The 15,404-nt window shown below is 65.3% G+C and carries 16 protein-coding genes; 7 read left to right on the forward strand and 9 right to left on the reverse strand.

Annotated features, from left to right (window positions below; all coding sequences use genetic code 11):
* Nucleotides 1–34: 34 nt before the first annotated feature.
* Nucleotides 35–1,669 (reverse strand): NRAMP family divalent metal transporter, encoded by a 1,635-nt coding sequence (locus A5784_RS19900; RefSeq protein WP_064946614.1) that lies wholly within the window; start codon nt 1,667–1,669, stop codon nt 35–37.
* Nucleotides 1,669–2,994, reverse strand: coding sequence for a magnesium transporter MgtE N-terminal domain-containing protein (locus A5784_RS19905; RefSeq protein WP_064946615.1), 1,326 nt, complete (start codon nt 2,992–2,994; stop codon nt 1,669–1,671). The genes A5784_RS19900 and A5784_RS19905 overlap by 1 nt, the downstream gene beginning before the upstream one ends.
* 303 nt (nt 2,995–3,297) lie before the next feature.
* On the opposite strand from A5784_RS19905, the gene A5784_RS19910 reads away from it, so the two are divergent.
* Nucleotides 3,298–3,723, forward strand: a complete 426-nt coding sequence (locus A5784_RS19910) for a DoxX family protein (RefSeq protein WP_064946616.1) — start codon at nt 3,298–3,300, stop codon at nt 3,721–3,723.
* Entirely contained in the window at nt 3,720–4,616 is an 897-nt protein-coding gene (locus A5784_RS19915; RefSeq protein WP_082944952.1) for a sigma-70 family RNA polymerase sigma factor, read from the forward strand. Before A5784_RS19910 ends, A5784_RS19915 begins: the two co-directional genes overlap by 4 nt.
* A 158-nt stretch (nt 4,617–4,774) precedes the next feature.
* Here the strand turns inward: A5784_RS19915 and A5784_RS19920 are convergent, their stop codons facing one another.
* Entirely contained in the window at nt 4,775–5,098 is a 324-nt protein-coding gene (locus tag A5784_RS19920) for a hypothetical protein (protein ID WP_232006150.1), read from the reverse strand.
* 112 nt (nt 5,099–5,210) lie between these two features.
* On the opposite strand from A5784_RS19920, the gene A5784_RS19925 reads away from it, so the two are divergent.
* The gene (locus A5784_RS19925) at nt 5,211–5,747 is read left to right on the forward strand and encodes a putative immunity protein (RefSeq protein ID WP_064946618.1); all 537 of its coding nucleotides are present in this window, start codon (nt 5,211–5,213) and stop codon (nt 5,745–5,747) included.
* A 30-nt stretch (nt 5,748–5,777) separates the two neighbouring features.
* On the opposite strand, the gene A5784_RS19930 is transcribed toward A5784_RS19925, so the two are convergent.
* Nucleotides 5,778–6,179: a DUF302 domain-containing protein gene (locus A5784_RS19930; RefSeq protein WP_064946619.1), complete on the reverse strand. Its 402-nt coding sequence runs from the start codon at nt 6,177–6,179 to the stop codon at nt 5,778–5,780.
* A gap of 138 nt (nt 6,180–6,317) precedes the next feature.
* Between A5784_RS19930 and A5784_RS19935 the strand changes: the two genes are divergently transcribed.
* Together A5784_RS19935 and pip are read left to right on the forward strand one after the other, a co-directional pair.
* On the forward strand, nt 6,318–7,151 hold the full coding sequence (locus tag A5784_RS19935; RefSeq protein WP_064946640.1) for an SDR family NAD(P)-dependent oxidoreductase: 834 nt from the start codon (nt 6,318–6,320) through the stop codon (nt 7,149–7,151).
* 55 nt (nt 7,152–7,206) lie between these two features.
* Nucleotides 7,207–8,163: a prolyl aminopeptidase gene (gene pip, locus A5784_RS19940; RefSeq protein ID WP_064946620.1), complete on the forward strand. Its 957-nt coding sequence runs from the start codon at nt 7,207–7,209 to the stop codon at nt 8,161–8,163.
* 11 nt (nt 8,164–8,174) lie between these two features.
* On the opposite strand, the gene A5784_RS19945 is transcribed toward pip, so the two are convergent.
* The 3 genes from A5784_RS19945 to A5784_RS19955 all read right to left on the reverse strand — a co-directional run bounded on the left by A5784_RS19945 (nt 8,175) and on the right by A5784_RS19955 (nt 11,990).
* Nucleotides 8,175–9,179, reverse strand: a complete 1,005-nt coding sequence (locus A5784_RS19945; protein WP_064946621.1) for a phospholipase C — start codon at nt 9,177–9,179, stop codon at nt 8,175–8,177.
* An 82-nt stretch (nt 9,180–9,261) separates the two neighbouring features.
* Nucleotides 9,262–10,500 carry an NAD(P)-binding domain-containing protein gene (locus tag A5784_RS19950; protein WP_064946622.1) on the reverse strand — a complete coding sequence of 413 codons (1,239 nt, stop codon included), beginning with the start codon at nt 10,498–10,500 and terminating at the stop codon, nt 9,262–9,264.
* On the reverse strand, nt 10,497–11,990 hold the full coding sequence (locus A5784_RS19955) for an APC family permease (RefSeq protein ID WP_064946623.1): 1,494 nt from the start codon (nt 11,988–11,990) through the stop codon (nt 10,497–10,499). The genes A5784_RS19950 and A5784_RS19955 overlap by 4 nt, the downstream gene beginning before the upstream one ends.
* Before the next feature lie 307 nt (nt 11,991–12,297).
* On the opposite strand from A5784_RS19955, the gene A5784_RS19960 reads away from it, so the two are divergent.
* Nucleotides 12,298–13,692, forward strand: coding sequence for an SGNH/GDSL hydrolase family protein (locus A5784_RS19960; protein WP_082944953.1), 1,395 nt, complete (start codon nt 12,298–12,300; stop codon nt 13,690–13,692).
* 1 nt (nt 13,693) lies between these two features.
* Here the strand turns inward: A5784_RS19960 and A5784_RS19965 are convergent, their stop codons facing one another.
* Nucleotides 13,694–13,942, reverse strand: coding sequence for a hypothetical protein (locus A5784_RS19965; protein WP_064946625.1), 249 nt, complete (start codon nt 13,940–13,942; stop codon nt 13,694–13,696).
* Nucleotides 13,943–14,230: 288 nt separating this feature from the next.
* Here A5784_RS19965 and A5784_RS19970 point away from each other — a divergent pair, with 288 nt between their 5' ends.
* Nucleotides 14,231–14,461, forward strand: coding sequence for a hypothetical protein (locus A5784_RS19970; RefSeq protein ID WP_029373946.1), 231 nt, complete (start codon nt 14,231–14,233; stop codon nt 14,459–14,461).
* A gap of 43 nt (nt 14,462–14,504) precedes the next feature.
* On the opposite strand, the gene A5784_RS38375 is transcribed toward A5784_RS19970, so the two are convergent.
* Nucleotides 14,505–14,786, reverse strand: coding sequence for a hypothetical protein (locus A5784_RS38375; RefSeq protein ID WP_156750663.1), 282 nt, complete (start codon nt 14,784–14,786; stop codon nt 14,505–14,507).
* Nucleotides 14,787–15,404 lie beyond the last annotated feature (618 nt).

A 15,404-nucleotide genomic window follows, 5' to 3' on the forward strand; every position in this document is an offset into this window, starting at 1 on the left:
CTCTCCGCCCGGCGTCATCGCACCTGTCATCCGGTCAGTGTGTGAGCTGAACTGCCTTGACAATCAACAGGACTGCTCCGATCACCAGATAGCTGCGCAGTGCGATCATGCCCAGCCGCGTCCCCGGCGACCACTTCACCGGCTCCAGCAAGCTCAGCGGCGGCATACGCCAGGTGCTCTTGTCGGCACGAGCGAGCTTGCGGATGAGCGCCTCCTGCTCCGGTGAGCGCTTATGGCGCCGTGACATCCACCGCAACACCACGGCAGCACTCACCCCCAACACGACCAGTGCCAGACCCAGGTACTCCGCGACCGAGACCACGTCGACATTCGGGAACAGCGTGGTAGCCATCAGGATGCCCGACAGCAACAACAACGTCCCGACGATCACCGCGGCTACACCGTTGAGCCACGGACGGTTCACCCACGGCCCCAGCACTTCCCGATCGTTGCACAGTAAGAGCAGGAATACGCTGGCGCTCGGCAGCAGCAGCCCCGCCAACGCCTGCACGGCGGTGGTGATCAAGCCGAGCGGCGCACCCGGGATCAGCACGATGATCGCCGCCAACACGACCATGGCGGTGTAGGACAGGTAGAACGGCTTGGCGTCGGAGAAACCGCGGTGCAGTGAGTGTTTGAGCCCGAAGACATCACCGAAGGCGTAGCTGGTCGACAGCGTCACCGCGGCGGCGCCGACGATCGAGGCGTCCAGCAGCACGATGGCGAACAGGCCCCCGAGAATCGAACTGCTTTGTCCGAGCAGGTGAGCGATATTGCCCGCGTCGACGAAATTGCCGATCGCGCCTGCGGATCGCCCGGCCCAGTCACCGGTCATGACGAGCGCCGCGGCGCCGAGGACGACAACGACGGCACCGAGCACCGTGTCGGCCCGTTCATACCCGATGAACCTGGGTGTGATCCGCTTGTCCACGATGTTGGACTGCTGGAAGAACAGCTGCCACGGCGCCACAGTGGTACCGACGATCGCAATGATCAGCAACACCGCGTCGGAGCTGACCCCGCCCGAAATACTCGGAACCACAAATGATTTGGCAGCCCGCCCCCACTGGGGGTCGGACATGAGCAGCATCGGGATCTGCAGCAGCGTGATCGCGATGAAGACGAACATCATCCGTTCCCAACGCCGGAAGCTGCCGGTCGCCATGATCGCGATCAGTGCGACAGCCGATGTCGGCACGACAATGTAATTGGACAGCCCGATATAGTCGGCGGCCAGGCTGATCCCGATGAATTCGGTGACCAGCGTGAGAAAGTTCAGCAAGAACAGGTCGCCGACCGAGAACCAGCCCCAGCCGCGGCCGAAGCGCTCGTTGATCAGCCGCGCGTGGCCGACCCCGGTGACTGCGCCGAGTCGGACGACCATCTCCTGATTGACGATGAGCACCGGAATGAGCAGCAACAGAACCCACAGCAGGCTGTAACCGTAGTTCTGACCGGCTTGCGCATAGGTGGCCACGCCGCCGGCGTCGTTGTCGCCGACCATGACGATGAGACCCGGGCCGACGATCGCCAGCAGGGTGAGCAGCCGGGTGCGCAAGGTGCGCGGCCGGTCGGTGTCGTTGACGTTGATGCGCCCGAATGCGCCCTCGATGTCGCCGAGGTGGGCCGAATCGAGCACCGCGGTGCGCGGCGGTTCGTTGCTGGTCATCAGCCGTGGGCTCCGGCGCCTGTCGGGCTCTGGTCGTCAGCCTCGCGTACGGGACGCGCCGCCGGTTCTCGCCGCCGCCAATCCTCGGGAATCGTCGCCTCGAGTACATCGTCGACCGTGACGACGCCAAGCACGCGGTCGTTGTCGTCGACAACGGGAACCAGGTAGAGGTTGTAATCGGCCATCAACAGCGCGATATCGGTGAGGTCAGCGTCAGCGTTGACCCGGACGGGATCGGTGTCCATCACCTCGGCGACGGCCGTGGTAGGCGCGACCTGCAGCAGCGCGATCACCGAAACGACTCCGGACAGGCGCTGATCCTCGTCCAGCACATGGACTTTCAGCAGAGCCTCGGGCTGGACGGTAGTGGCTGCGCCGATCGAGGCAAGCGCGTCGGCTGCGGTGGTGGAACGCGCGCACGAGACGTAATCGACGTTCATCAGCCCACCCGCGCTGTCCGGGCTGAAGCCCATCAGCGTGAGCACTTTGGTGCGCTGCGCAGCGGGCATGAGGTCCAGCACGCGCCGCCGGCGTGACTGCTTGAGATCCGCGATCGTGTCGGCGGCATCATCGGCGCGCATGCGCCCCAGCAGCGTGGCGACGTCCGCGTCGGACATGTCACCCAGCAGGCGGCTGGCTTTGTCCGGATCGAGCTCCTCGAAGACATCGGCTTCCAGTTCCGGATTGCTGCGCACCCGGTCGAGGATCTCCCCACTCTCGGCCCGGTCGGCGTCTTCGATGAGGTCGGCGATCTGCGCCGGTTTGAGGCTCCCGACCCGGCCGGAGATCCGGCGTACGGCGACCGAGCGGTCATGGCCGATCAAGGGCTCGAACGCTTTCCAGTCTCGGGCCGCATGCCCGCCCGACCCCTTGATGAGACCGAAGAACCGGGCCGGGCGACGGGTATCGACCCGGGTGAGCACCCACCCCTCGCGGGTGCTCTCCAGTTCTACGTCGTAGGCACGGACCAGGTCGGCGGCCGCCACATCGATCAGCCGGTGATCGAGCACGTCGGCCTGCAGCAGCACCTCGCCATCGCGGCGTTCGAAGCCGCGGAGGTTGATCTTGTTCTTACCGAGCACAACTCTGCCGGGCGTCAGCTCCTCGACGGCGTCGGTTCCGACGAATACGGCTCGACTCCCGACTCCGACGACCAGGCCGGTCACCACGGGATACGTGTCAGCCCCGCGCAGCCGAACGATGACGTCATCGACCTTGCCGACCGCCTCTCCGGACCGGCTCACCACTGGCGCCCGCAACAGCTGGGAGAGATGTATCACCGGTCGCCCCGTGCCCGACACCTCTACCGCGTCCAGCTCACTCATCGGTGCTCCTTGAAGCTAGTAAGGACTGGAAACCCACTCGGGCCCTGCCGGAACACGGCTGCTCCCACCGTCATTGGTCGTTCGCGTGGAGTCGCGTCGCCGATGCCCGAACGGATGCAGTGCCGCGGGGGGATACCGCGACACCGTGCGTTATTCAAATGGTTCTACAAGTGTATTACCGAACGTACGCTAGCAGACCACCTAGTGCGATGCATCCCCGGCGAGCGGCGGTCACACCTGTCTGTCCTGAGGTGTCGAACAAGGCGAAGCACCTTCACCGAACACACCGAACAGGGCATCGAGATGACTGCAATCACCACATCGCACGGCACGTCCACCCGTGCGGTCGCCTACTGGGTGGCGACCGGCCTGCTCGCCGCCGAACTGATCGTCGGCGGCATCTGGGACATCCTGCGCATACCGCTGGTCCGTGACGTTGTCGTCCACCTCGGATATCCCACGTACCTGCTGGTGATCCTGGGGACGTGGAAGATACTCGGCGGAGCCGCCATCCTGGTTCCGGGATATCCCGTACTCAAGGAGTGGGCATACGCCGGGGCGTTCTTCGTCTTTTCCGGGGCGATGGTGTCGCACTTGACGACGGGTAAGGACTTGCAGGAGCTTGGAGTTCTGGCCGTCGCGCTCATACTCGTCGTCGCGTCATGGGCGTTGCGTCCACCATCCCGCCGCGTCAGCGGCAACGCCGGCCGGTCGGTGTCCGGCCCATGACATCGACAGAGGAGTCCGACGCCATGGCCGACGACTGGGCAGAGGCGTTCGAAAGCGCCCGACCGCAGTTGCGCGGGGTGGCCTACCGCATGCTGGGTTCGCTCGCCGACGCAGAAGACGCCGTGCAAGAGGCCTGGCTGCGCCTGCACGGCACCGAGGCCGCTGCCGTGCACAATATCGACGCCTGGCTGACCACCGTGGTGGCCCGGATCTGCTTGAACATCTTGCGCGCACGCCATGTCCGGCCACAGGAACAATCGCTGTCCACTCTGCCGGACCCGGTGATCGATCCGGCTGACGATGTGGACCCCGAACATCAGGCGCTGCTGGCCGATTCCGTCGGATTGGCACTGTTTATCGTCCTCGACCAGCTGGCTCCCGCCGAGCGCCTCGCGTTCGTATTGCACGACGTGTTCGCGGTGCCGTTCGACGACATCGCACCGATTGTCGACCGCACGGTGCAAGCCACCCGCAAACTCGCCAGCCGGGCCCGTCAGCGCGTCCAGTCAGCTGACGCGTCGCCGGATAGCGATCTGGCGGCCCAGCGCAAAGTCGTCGACGCGTTCTTCGCCGCCGCGCGCGACGGCGACTTCGACCAGTTGCTGGCCGCGCTGCATCCCGACGTCGTGCTGCACGGCGACTTCGGACCGGGCAACAGCCGCACGGAGCGCGGAGCCGACGCCGTGGCACGCCTTGCCGGGTTGTATGCGCGCGGCGGCGGTTCGGTACACCCGGCCACTGTCAACGGGGCGGCCGGTGCCGTGATCACAATGGCGGACCGTGTCGCAGCCGTGATGGGCTTCGTCGTCGTCGGCGGCAGGATCACCGAAATCGACGTGCTGGCCGAGCCGCAACGACTATCGCGCCTCGACGTCAGCGCGGTGATCGATTGACGGTGTCTGTTCCGTGCTGCGATACCGCTGGCGCGGCAAGGATTTTGAGCACTGACCGCCCCGCGGGACGCAGATCAGGCCTTCCCGCTGTTCCATACCCGATCGGCAGATCCCAAAACAGGCGCTGCGGGCAGTGCCGCGTGCACGCCCGATATTTTCTAGGCGTGCCGCTTGCCTGCGACCGATGTGCGGCCGGGGGCCGCGTTGAGCAGGTAACCCCACTGCCGACGCACGATCCGCAATGCCGGATGCAGTCGGTACGCCTCGCTCGTCACCTGCACCCCGGAGGCCATGTCCACCAGCGCCTTGGCCAGCTCATATGGCGACATCCGGCAGCTCTGGGCAACCTCGATCAGTTCGACGATTTCGTCTTCCCAGCGTCGGCACCGCAGGCCGACCAGGATTCCCGCGGCGAGACTGATCATCCGCATCTGCGCGTTGTAGCGCTTCTCTGAGCCCGGTACCGCTTCGTAAGTATCCAACGCTCTCTCCCGGACGACTCCGTCGCTGACCACCACGGATACCCACGCAGCAGTGCACGCAAACCGACCGCGGCGGTGCACGTCACGCGTCCAGGGATACTTGTACCCACTCATGACCTCGATCACGGTGGACGACCTCAGGCCGGTATCCCTCTGGGCAGCGGACTGCGCCGAGCGTGCGCTTCCGTGCTTCGAGAACGTTGTGCCCGGCGACGTCCGTGCCCGCGACGCCATCGAGGGGGCGCGGGCGTTCGGGCGCGGGCAGCGGCGAGACACGCGTATGCGCACGCTCGCGTTTGCTGCGCTCAAGGCCAGCGGCGAGGTCGACGATCCAAGCGCCAAGGCCGCGGCGCGCGCGGCGCAGATGGCGGTCGCCGTGGCGTATACCCACCTCGACCTGACCGGCATCGCGGCCGCACGGCAGACCATGCATCTGCTCGCGCCCGCCGTCTATGCCGCGCGAGCATGTGAATTGGCCAGCGGGAGCGCCGCAGCCCATAGGGAAATCGATTGGGCCGCAACCCATTGCACAGCCCTGGTCCGTGACGTCGTCACCCGTATGCCGATCCCGCCGGCCGGACAGACCCCGCTCGGTGATCTCTACCGAGCCATCGACGCGGCGCTACGGTGCCCCGATATCGATCGATAGCTCTGGTGGACAAGCTCTTTCATGACGGCGTCAGGTTTGCGTCAGACGATCAAGCGCCGCCTGAAGTTTGACTGCGACCTCATCCGCGACAGCTTTGAGCGCCGGCTCGCCGGTCACCTGGACGAGCAGTTGCGGGTTCATCGCCTCGATATGAACGAGTCCCTCGCTGCTCGGATCACTACGCACAACGACGTTGCAGGGCAGCAGCAAACCGATCTGCCGGTCGACAGAGACGGCCTGATGCGCCAGCGGCGGATTGCACGCGCCCAAGATCAGATAGTCCTCCATGTCCTCACCCAGCTTGGCCTTCAACGTTGCCTTCATGTCTATTTCGGTGAGGACACCGAACCCCTCACTGGCCAGGGATTCTCGGGTTCGCGCAACCGCATCTTCGAACGAGCAACGCAGGGTTGTCGACAGCGCGATACTCATCGCTACCTCCTCTCGATGCCGGGTCGGCATTGTTCATGCTGACCACCATCATGCCGCCCTCGGGCGTCGTTTCCCACCGAAGTGACCTAGCGGTAATATGGCGAGCGTTCGGCACCCGCCGTGAGTGAGGAGAGCGCGTTGTCCCTTCGCCGCGCCATCGAAGAATTGGTCCAGCGCCGCACCCTGTTACCCGACCGAGTCGAGGCCGCACTCTCCGGCCCGGGCCGCGACGTCCGGGGTCTGACCGTGGTGGTCACGGGTGCATCCGCGGGCATCGGCCGGGAGGCGACGACGCAACTGCGGTCGCGCGGCGCCCGCGTCATCGGCGTGGCCCGGCGCGCCGACGAACTGCGTTCCCTCGCCGCGGAGACTGGCTGCGAGTGGCGCACGTGCGACCTGGCCGATGAACGTGCGGTCGCGCGGCTGCTCGACGATCTCGCCGACGAGAACGTCGACGTGCTGGTCAACAACGCCGGCCGGTCCATTCGGCGCCGCATCGTCGACGCCTCCGACCGGTTCCACGATTACCAGCGGACGATGACACTGAACTACCTTGCCCCGGTACAGCTCACGTTGGGACTGCTGCCCGGAATGATCGAACGGGGCAGCGGCCAGATCGTCAACGTCTGCACCTGGGCCCTGCACGCCAACACTTTTCCGCGCTTCTCCGCGTACGCGGCATCGAAGAACGCATTGGCCATCTTCGGCCGCAGCCTAAACGCCGAACGACCGCATCCCAACGTCCGCGCGACCAACGTCTACTTTCCGCTGGTGCGCACCGAAATGATCGCTCCGACAGCAGAATACACTTCAGCAGGCGCACTCTCGGCGCAGGAGGGCGGCCGGTGGATCGTCCGGGCCGTGACCCACCGGCCGGTCGAAGTCAACGCGGCGGTACTGCGGGCCCTGCTGCCGGCCATCGACCTGCTGTCCCCGTCCGCGGCGGATCGCACCATCGCGTCCATCACGTAATCTTCGCGCGCCAGGACGGACCATTTGTGAGCGACGTCCGCTACGGTGACCAGTCGTGGCTGGGGCTGAATCGGATCCGGAGCGTTGGGGGCTGCTCGACGTCGGCGATGACAACCGCGTCTACTGGGAGACCCGAGGAATTCCCACCGGGAAACCGGTGCTGATCGTGCACGGCGGACCGGGCAGCGGACGGTCCCGCACGGCCCACAAGATGTTCGACCAGACGGTGTTTCGGACCATCGCATTCGATCAGCGCGGATGTGGCGACAGCGTGCCAAGCGCCGCCGATCCGGCCACCGACATGGCTCACAACACCACCGAACACCTCCTCGACGACATGGAGGCGCTTCGGCGGCATCTGCGGCTGGACCGGTGGTTGCTCTACGGCGGGTCGTGGGCCTCGACGCTGATCCTGGCGTACGCCGAACGCTATCCGGAGCGCGTGAGCGGAATCATCCTCATCGGCGTGACGATGACGCGGCCTCGCGAAATCGACTGGCTGTACCACGGATTGCGCCTACTTCTGCCCGTGGAGTGGGAACGCTTCCGCGCCGGAGTACCCGCTCCCGAACGCGACGACGACCTCGTCGAGGCGTATCGCCATCTCATGGAACACCCCGACCATGCGGTTCGCGAGCAGGCGGCGCGCGACTGGTGTGCCTGGGAGGATGCCGTGATCGCTCATGAGACGCAGGGAAACCCAGGTCAGTACAGCGCCAAGCCAGATGCGGCGAAGCTGGCCTTCGTACGCACCTGCACCCACTTCTTCGCTCACAACGCCTGGCTGGAGGACGACGAGCTGCTGCGAAATGCGGATCGGCTCAGCGGGATTCCCGGTGTCCTCATCCACGGCCGCCTGGATCTGTCCGGGCCGCTGCTCACGGCGTGGGAGCTCGCCCAGGCCTGGCCCGACGCCGAGCTCAAGATCATTGAAGACTCCGGCCACACCGGCAGTCCCGCGATGCGCGCCGCGATCGAGGAGGCCGTCTCACGATTCGCCGCGGGTGCATGACGGCCAGTAGCTCACGATGTGGGAGATGGTGCCGGATTGGGAGTCTGGCCGAGGTCGATGCAGTCGCTCATGCCATTGGACGCGGCATCTCGCTCGGTCAGTGCATCGAGACCGAACGTCGTCTCGCAGAATTTGAGAAGGCTGACATGGGAATTGAGCTGGCTGCTGACATGTCCTGCTTTGGCGTACGGCCCCACCACCAGGCATGGCACTCGTGATCCGTACCGGAAGGGCTGACCGTCGAACTCGGCCAGCTCGTCCGCCGGGCGCTGAGCGTGGGTGTGGTCCCAGTTCTCGACGACGGGCGGGTCGACGTGGTCGTACCAGCCGCCCCAGTCGTCCCACGTGATGAAGATCGCGACGCGGTCCCAGAGGCCGCCCGAGACGATGGCCTGGATCTGCTGCATGGTCCATGTCATGCCGTCAGTGACGTTCTGCGTGGGATGTTCGGACAGGTCGGGCTTGCCGTCCCCGTATACCCAAGACACAGCGGGAAGCTTGCCCGCCCGAGCGTGGACGGCGAACAGGTCGCGTCCGTGGTTGTTTCCGTGGCTGTTCAGGCCGGCGATGTAGGCGAAGGCGTACCCGCCGTAGTTGCCCCATGTCAGACCCGCCTTCTCCAAGACCGCAGGGAGCGAAGGCAACTGGTAGCGATCAGACGGGGTGGGGCGATAGTGATGGTGGGGGTTGTTGATCACCGGGGAGTCAGCGCTTATCAGCATCAAGTGGTTCGGCGTCGACGGGCCGGCAACTTCGGAGAAGTAGTTGTCGCACAACGTGAATCGACGGGCCAGGTCGAAATAGTCCGGAATGTCGGCTTCGGTGTACTGGACTTTGTGCTCGGTGTCGCCCGCGCGTGCCATCCAGGCCTGATGGCGGTGATCGGGGTCGGCCGGCGGCGGGTTCTGCGCACGGTCCAGGGTCGCGCCGTCGGCACCGGGAAAGGTGCCGAAATAGTTGTCGAAGGTGTGGTTCTCCTTGACGATGATCACCACGTGTTCGATCTGGCCGGCCATCGAGCCCTCCTATCCGCGGATTACGGCTCCAGTGTTGTCCGGGTACACCGGACACCGCTGTGAACGCGCGATGAACATCGCGTCACGGATGCAGCGAGGTGCCTGCGACGACGAGTTCGACGCGGCGGGCGGCTTCGTAGTCCCCCGCCAGTTCCGCCGTCACGCTGCGCACCTGCTCGTAACCCGTGAGTGCCAGAAACGTCGGCGCGCGGCCGTAGGACTTCATCCCGACGACATAGATGTCGGGTTCATCCGGGTGCGACAGCTCCACCACGCCATGCGGCGGGACGCTGGAACAGGTATGTACGTTCGGGTCGATCTGGGCCGCCAGTTTCAGCGGGGCCTGCAAAACCGGGTCGAGGGCCAACCGCAGCTCCGACAGGAACGACAGGTCCGGGCGAAAACCGGTGAGCCCCACGATCGCATCGGCGGCGGGTAAGGCACGTCCGTCCTCGGCGACGAGAACCGCTCGGGCGCCGTCCACTTCGATACGTTCGGTGCGGAATCCGCTGACCACCGTTAACAACCCGTCCTCGGCCGCTTCACGGACCCGCGTGCACAATGCACCCCGCTGAGGTAGCGCGGTGTCCGCAGGCCCACCGAACGCATCGCCCACCCCGCCGCGACGAAGCGCCCAGGTGACACGCGTCCTCCTTTCCTGGTGCACCGTCTCGGCGAGCCCGATGATCGCCGTCATCGCCGAGTGCCCGCTGCCGACCACCACCACGTGGCTGCCCGCCCACGACGCGGCCTGCTCAGGCGACGGCGGAACATACGTCACCAAACCTGCGGCAGCCGCGAGGTGTTCGCCTACGGCCGAGATGCCGTCGGAACCAATGGGGTTGGGCTGGCCCCAGGTCCCGGATGCATCGATCACGGCACGGGCACACAACCGCGATTCCGCTCCGTCCGCGCCCGTGAGATGAACGACGAACGGAGCCTCGTGCCGTCCCGGAGTGAGAACGCGATCATGGCCTTGCCGCGATACGCCAGTCACCCGCACGCGGTAGCGCACCCGCTCGCCGAGGATATCTGCCAGCGGGGCAAGGTAGTTGGCGACCCACTCGCGGCCACTCGGGTACCCGGATGTCGGTGCCGTCCAGCCTGTCGGCGCCAACAGCGCGGCCGCGACACCGTCGATCAACTCGGGCCAAGGCGAGAACGTATGCACGTGCCCCCACTCCGCAATGGCCGCTCCCGGGCCGGCTCCGGCCTCGATCACGACGGGTTCCAGACCTCGCCGCAACAAGTGAGCCGCTGCGGCCAGGCCCTGCGGTCCGGCCCCGATCACCGCGACCGGCAGCTCTGATGAGGCGTTCATTTGGTCACCGCGCGATCGATATCGAAGAGGTCATCGCCGGGTTGATGTTGCAGCACTTCAGGTTTCACCCGCCAGAGGTAGGTGAGGTATGCCCCGCCGATGAGGACCAGGCCGACGATGACCCAGACCGGCGCCAGTGAGTCAGAAGGTGCAATGACCATGAACATCACCAGGACCGACCAGACGAACGCGCCCACGGCGACCGGCATCTCGAAGCGGCCCAGGTCGAATGCACCTTCTCTGCGACCGAGCCGCTTACGTACCGCCAGGTACAGCAGGATGGTCATGCTGTAGAGCAGCGTCTCGTTGAGTGTCCCGGCCTGGATGAGTTTCAGGAGCGCAGATCCGGGCAGAACCACCATCAGCAGGACTCCCAGCGCGAAGTACAGAATCGTCGCCGGGATCGGCGTCTGCGTACGCGGATTGACCCGCCGCATCAGGCGGTGACCAGGGAATCGGCCGTCACGCGCCATCGCGAACACGATGCGGGCACACGTCACGATGACGACCAGGCCACCGCCGAAGAACGCGAAAATGATGCCGACCAGCAGCACTCGCTCCACCACCGGCCCCAGGCGATCATGGATGATCAGGGCGACCGACGACTCGCTCGCACTGACGCGAGGGATGTCTTTGATCGAGATGGTCAGCACGATCAGAAACACCATGCCCAGCAGCCCGGACGCGATGACCGATCCCACGATCGCGCGGGGGACGCTGCGGAACGGGGCTTTGGCCTCCTCGGCCATGTTTGCGCCGACCTCGAAGCCCTGCAGCGTGGTCATGCCCATCAGCATGGCCAGCATCAGGCCGCCACTGATACCGAAGTAGTTCGCGGTGTGCTCGGCGACACCGAGTGAGGTGAGGTTACCGGGCGAAGCCGTTCCGGTGACAACGATGACGACCACCAGAGCGATGCCCAGCGCAATGACGATGACGAATTCCAGTCCCACTGCGGCCGTGTTGATCATGCTCATGATCCGGGTCGAGGCGATTGCGATCGCGACCTGGACGGCGAGCGCCGCAAGAGTGATCAACCGTGCTGTGTTCTCGTTCGGCGGGATGCCGAAGAGAGGCATGAACGCCGTGTTCGCGAGCGCCGAGTCGATCGCTGCGACGGTGATTCCACCACCGCAGACCGACAGCCACCCGTATACCCAGCCGATCTTGGGGCTGGCCAGCCGAGAGCCCCACTGGTAAGACGAGCCGGTCAGCGGGATGCGGGCGGCGAACTGTGCATACACCAGTGCGATCAGCAACTGCCCGGCTAAAGCGATGGGCCACAACCAGATTCCGACCGGACCCGCACTACGCAGCACGTCGTCGTACGTACTGAAGATCCCGATCGCCACCGACATGGACGCGAACGAGATCGCAAAAACCTGAAATCCGCCCAAACTTCGTTTGAGCTCCGGCTGATACCCGCAGTCCTCGCAGAATGAGTCGGCGGCGGTCTCACCGGTTACCGGAACTTTCGTCACCTCAGCCATTACGGCTCCCGTCTGTGAAACGGTGGGACGGCATGGCCGGCCCGGGCTTGACGCAGGGTCACTCCGCGGATCAGTCAGACCACTCGCCACCGGATGTTATGTCTCGATGCTTTGCGGCAAACCCGTTTCGCACATAAATTGACTAAACTGATAATTTTCTGTGGACGCTCATGGTTCCCAGATCCTTGCCATCGCGAACATCTGGAACTCGCCCCTGCCGAACCCGGTCGCTTGCGCCTTTGCCATACCCATCTCGTGATGGCATCCGGCAAATTACGATGCGCGTCAACCGGCGAGAGGCTCTGGCATGGACCACACCCCGTATCGACGCTCCACTGCGGCACGCTCGCACTACGCGACTACTGCCAATTCTGTTGTCCGACAGATCCTCTCGATATCCGCGGTCGGCCTGATGGCACTGGTCGGCAGTCCCGGCGTTGCAGCCGCGGCACCCCTGCCGCGGTGCACCGATCAGGGCTGGGTCGGCGTGTGGGCGGCCGCGCCATCGGATGCCTCGCGGGGCACCGACACCGCCGATTCGTTCGACACGGACCAGTTCGACCAGTCGCTGAATCCCAAGTCCACGGTGCGCAATGAGACCACCCGGGCGATTCTGACGCCTACCTACGGTGGTTCCACGGCACGCGTGCGACTGTCGAACCGATTCGGCGAGGTTCCGGTGACATTTGCTCACGTCACCATCGCCCATCGCGCCAACGAGGCAACCCTGGTGCCGGACACCACGCAGCCGCTGACCTTCAACGGAGCTCAGGACGTGACCGTCGCGCCCGGCCACGATGTGGTCAGCGACCCCGTCGGATTCTCCTTTCAAGCGTTTGAGCCGCTGGCGGTCAGCGTCTATGTGGCCGGCGACGTCGGCAAGCCCACTGAGCACTACACGGCACGCCAGACCTCCTATCTGACACCGGAAGACGCCGGCGACCACACCACCGACGTCGACGGTGGTGCGTTCACTCAACGCACCACCACGAGGCCGTTCGTCTCGGGCGTCGACGTGCTGGCACCGCGCTCCACCGGCGCGGTCGTGACACTGGGCGACTCGATCACTGATGGCTTCCAGCAACCGGCCGACGTGAACACCGAAGCGCAAGACAGCCTCGACGCCGACGGGCGGTGGCCCGACGTGCTGGCGCGTCGACTCCTCGCTGCACACCGGCCACTGGCGGTGCTCAATGTGGGCATCTCCGGCAACGCGGTGTTGCAAGACGGAACCGCGGAAGGCAGTGACGTTTTCGGCCCCGCGTCGATCCGCCGCCTCGACGCCGACGTGCTGAACCAGGATGGCGTCACCACGGTGATCCTGCTCGAAGGCATCAACGATCTGAGTATCCCGCCCGTTGCGACGGTCGACGAGTTGATCGGCGGGTACCGCCAACTGATCGACCGCATGCACGCACACGGTCTGCGAGTACTGCTCGGCACGATCACGCCGGCGGGCGGCGCCGACGGCGTCCCCGCCGATGCCGAAGGCAAACGTCAGGCCGTCAACACCTGGATCCGCGAGAAGAGCCCAGCTGACGGCGTGATCGACTTCGACGCGGTCGTACGCGATCCGGCCGACCCGAAACGCATTGCGCCGCAATACGACGGCGGAGACCATCTGCATTTCAACCTCGCCGGCTATCAGGCGATGGGTGACGCCATCCCGCTGGATCAGTTGCGCGACCCCGCGTGCTCATGAATCAGCCACCCTGATGGGGCATCTCGGGGTAGAAGGTGCGCGGCACCGACGATCCGCCGCCGCTTTCCTCGCTCCCCAGGGCTCCGCCCGCATGGCTTGACGTACCCGGTGTGGTCGCCAGGTTGTGGGTTGTCGATGTCCCCGAGTGTTGCGCGGGCGCCGCGGCAGCGGTGCCGGTGTCGAGGCCGAAGGCGGCAATCCCCACGGCTCCTGCGATGCCAGCCGCGGCGGCGAGCTTCTTGATGTTCACTGCTGAACCCCTTTCGGTCGTTGCCGGATTCCCCGGCCTCCCGATAAAGGTATGAGCGGGGGAAACAGCCCGGCATCGGGCGAAAGATGCGTTCATCGAGGCGCGTATGGGGCGAATGATGTAGGCCGGCTGCGTTCAGGGACTCTGCAGGAGGCCGCCCAGATCCCTTGTACCCCAGCACATCGACGGCATGAGGCACGAGCACCAGGGCGTTTCAGACCGAGGCCGGCGGGGTATCAGACGTGCGAGCGATGCACCCGAGTATCGCACCGACCGTGGGAGGCCGCGATGATCCACGACCTGATTCTGGCTGCTCAAACCCAGCCCGAGGCCGCAGGTTTCATCCTGCGCGGCATCAAAGGCATCTTCGTCGCGATCGGCAGCATCATCGCGGCGATCATCTGCGCCATCATCGCCGGCCTCAAAGGACGTAGCGCCATCGGCTGGGGAATCCTGGGGCTGTTCTTTTCGATCATCACGCTGATCGTCGTCATCGTGATCCCCTCGAAGAAAGACTGAACCGCCCTACCTGGGCTCGGGCCGTCTCGCCACGCCCCCGGAGTCAGGGCAGGCCCGCCTCCTCGGACGGCAGGGCCGCTGGGCCCGTGATCTTCGGCTGAGCTTTCATCGGGGCCGCGGTAACGGGCGCCGCGACTCCCGTTGTCGTGGTCGCTCCGAGTGTCATGGGCCCAGAGTTCGCCGTCGGCGGCGGTGGAGGCGAATGGAGCGCCAACGGTGTCCCCTGCCCGCCGATGCCTGCGCCCAGCCAGCACAGCGCCAAGACTGCGCCGCCGCCTGCGACCGCCGATACGGTTCGGACGTTGATCTTCCTGTCGCCGGCCATGTGTTCGGCCCTCCGTTTCGTCTGCAGCTCGGCGCTGGCGTCCGGCTGTTATCCCGATTGCTCCCCCGCATTCCCAGGCTCACTCGTTCATGACACTTGTGCAAGTGTTTGAATATTGGGAGTCGCCGTAGGGGTTCCTGGATGTTGCGGCCGGACAGGGCGCGATGATGCCACTGCTGGTTGGCCGCACAGTCCACGCAGCCAGCGGCGAAGGTCGCGCTCAAGGCCCGCAACCAGGCGATTCGGACGAATCGCGGGCGCCGCCCAGCACGCCCCCGCACCGCCACCGGGCAAACCCCGCCGGCACACCCGCGCACCAGGCGAAAAAAATCCTTCTTGAACGGTTGACATGAACAACCGTCCATGTCATTGTTTTTCCACTGGCGAGAGGCCGTGATTGGCATCACACCAGGCGGGTCAGGAGTGAATTCGATAGGCCCTCAAGGAACCAAGAACAGCGGAGTGCAGATGATTCACCTCGTAACCCTAACCCGGCTTTCGAGGTGGCCTTCGAAGCGACCCCGTATGTGACCAAGGTGCTAATTCCGTGTCTGGAAATGGTGCACCGAAGATCGGAAGTTCGGCTGAGTAGTCGAGCTGTTTGCACACCACATGAAT

The sequence above is a fragment of the Mycobacterium sp. 852013-50091_SCH5140682 genome (assembly GCF_001665685.1).
In the GTDB taxonomy this organism is placed as follows: Bacteria; Actinomycetota; Actinomycetes; order Mycobacteriales; family Mycobacteriaceae; genus Mycobacterium.

What these genes read in the sequence shown, in the direction of transcription:
- A5784_RS19900 (WP_064946614.1), bottom strand. Translation starts at nt 1,669, where the DNA reads ATGACCAGCAACGAACCGCCGCGCACCGCGGTGCTCGATTCGGCCCAC.
- A5784_RS19905 (WP_064946615.1), bottom strand. Translation starts at nt 2,994, where the DNA reads ATGAGTGAGCTGGACGCGGTAGAGGTGTCGGGCACGGGGCGACCGGTG.
- A5784_RS19910 (WP_064946616.1), top strand. Translation starts at nt 3,298, where the DNA reads ATGACTGCAATCACCACATCGCACGGCACGTCCACCCGTGCGGTCGCC.
- A5784_RS19915 (WP_082944952.1), top strand. Translation starts at nt 3,720, where the DNA reads ATGACATCGACAGAGGAGTCCGACGCCATGGCCGACGACTGGGCAGAG.
- A5784_RS19925 (WP_064946618.1), top strand. Translation starts at nt 5,211, where the DNA reads ATGACCTCGATCACGGTGGACGACCTCAGGCCGGTATCCCTCTGGGCA.
- A5784_RS19930 (WP_064946619.1), bottom strand. Translation starts at nt 6,179, where the DNA reads ATGAGTATCGCGCTGTCGACAACCCTGCGTTGCTCGTTCGAAGATGCG.
- A5784_RS19945 (WP_064946621.1), bottom strand. Translation starts at nt 9,179, where the DNA reads ATGGCCGGCCAGATCGAACACGTGGTGATCATCGTCAAGGAGAACCAC.
- A5784_RS19950 (WP_064946622.1), bottom strand. Translation starts at nt 10,500, where the DNA reads ATGAACGCCTCATCAGAGCTGCCGGTCGCGGTGATCGGGGCCGGACCG.
- A5784_RS19955 (WP_064946623.1), bottom strand. Translation starts at nt 11,990, where the DNA reads ATGGCTGAGGTGACGAAAGTTCCGGTAACCGGTGAGACCGCCGCCGAC.
- A5784_RS19960 (WP_082944953.1), top strand. Translation starts at nt 12,298, where the DNA reads ATGGACCACACCCCGTATCGACGCTCCACTGCGGCACGCTCGCACTAC.
- A5784_RS19970 (WP_029373946.1), top strand. Translation starts at nt 14,231, where the DNA reads ATGATCCACGACCTGATTCTGGCTGCTCAAACCCAGCCCGAGGCCGCA.
- A5784_RS38375 (WP_156750663.1), bottom strand. Translation starts at nt 14,786, where the DNA reads ATGGCCGGCGACAGGAAGATCAACGTCCGAACCGTATCGGCGGTCGCA.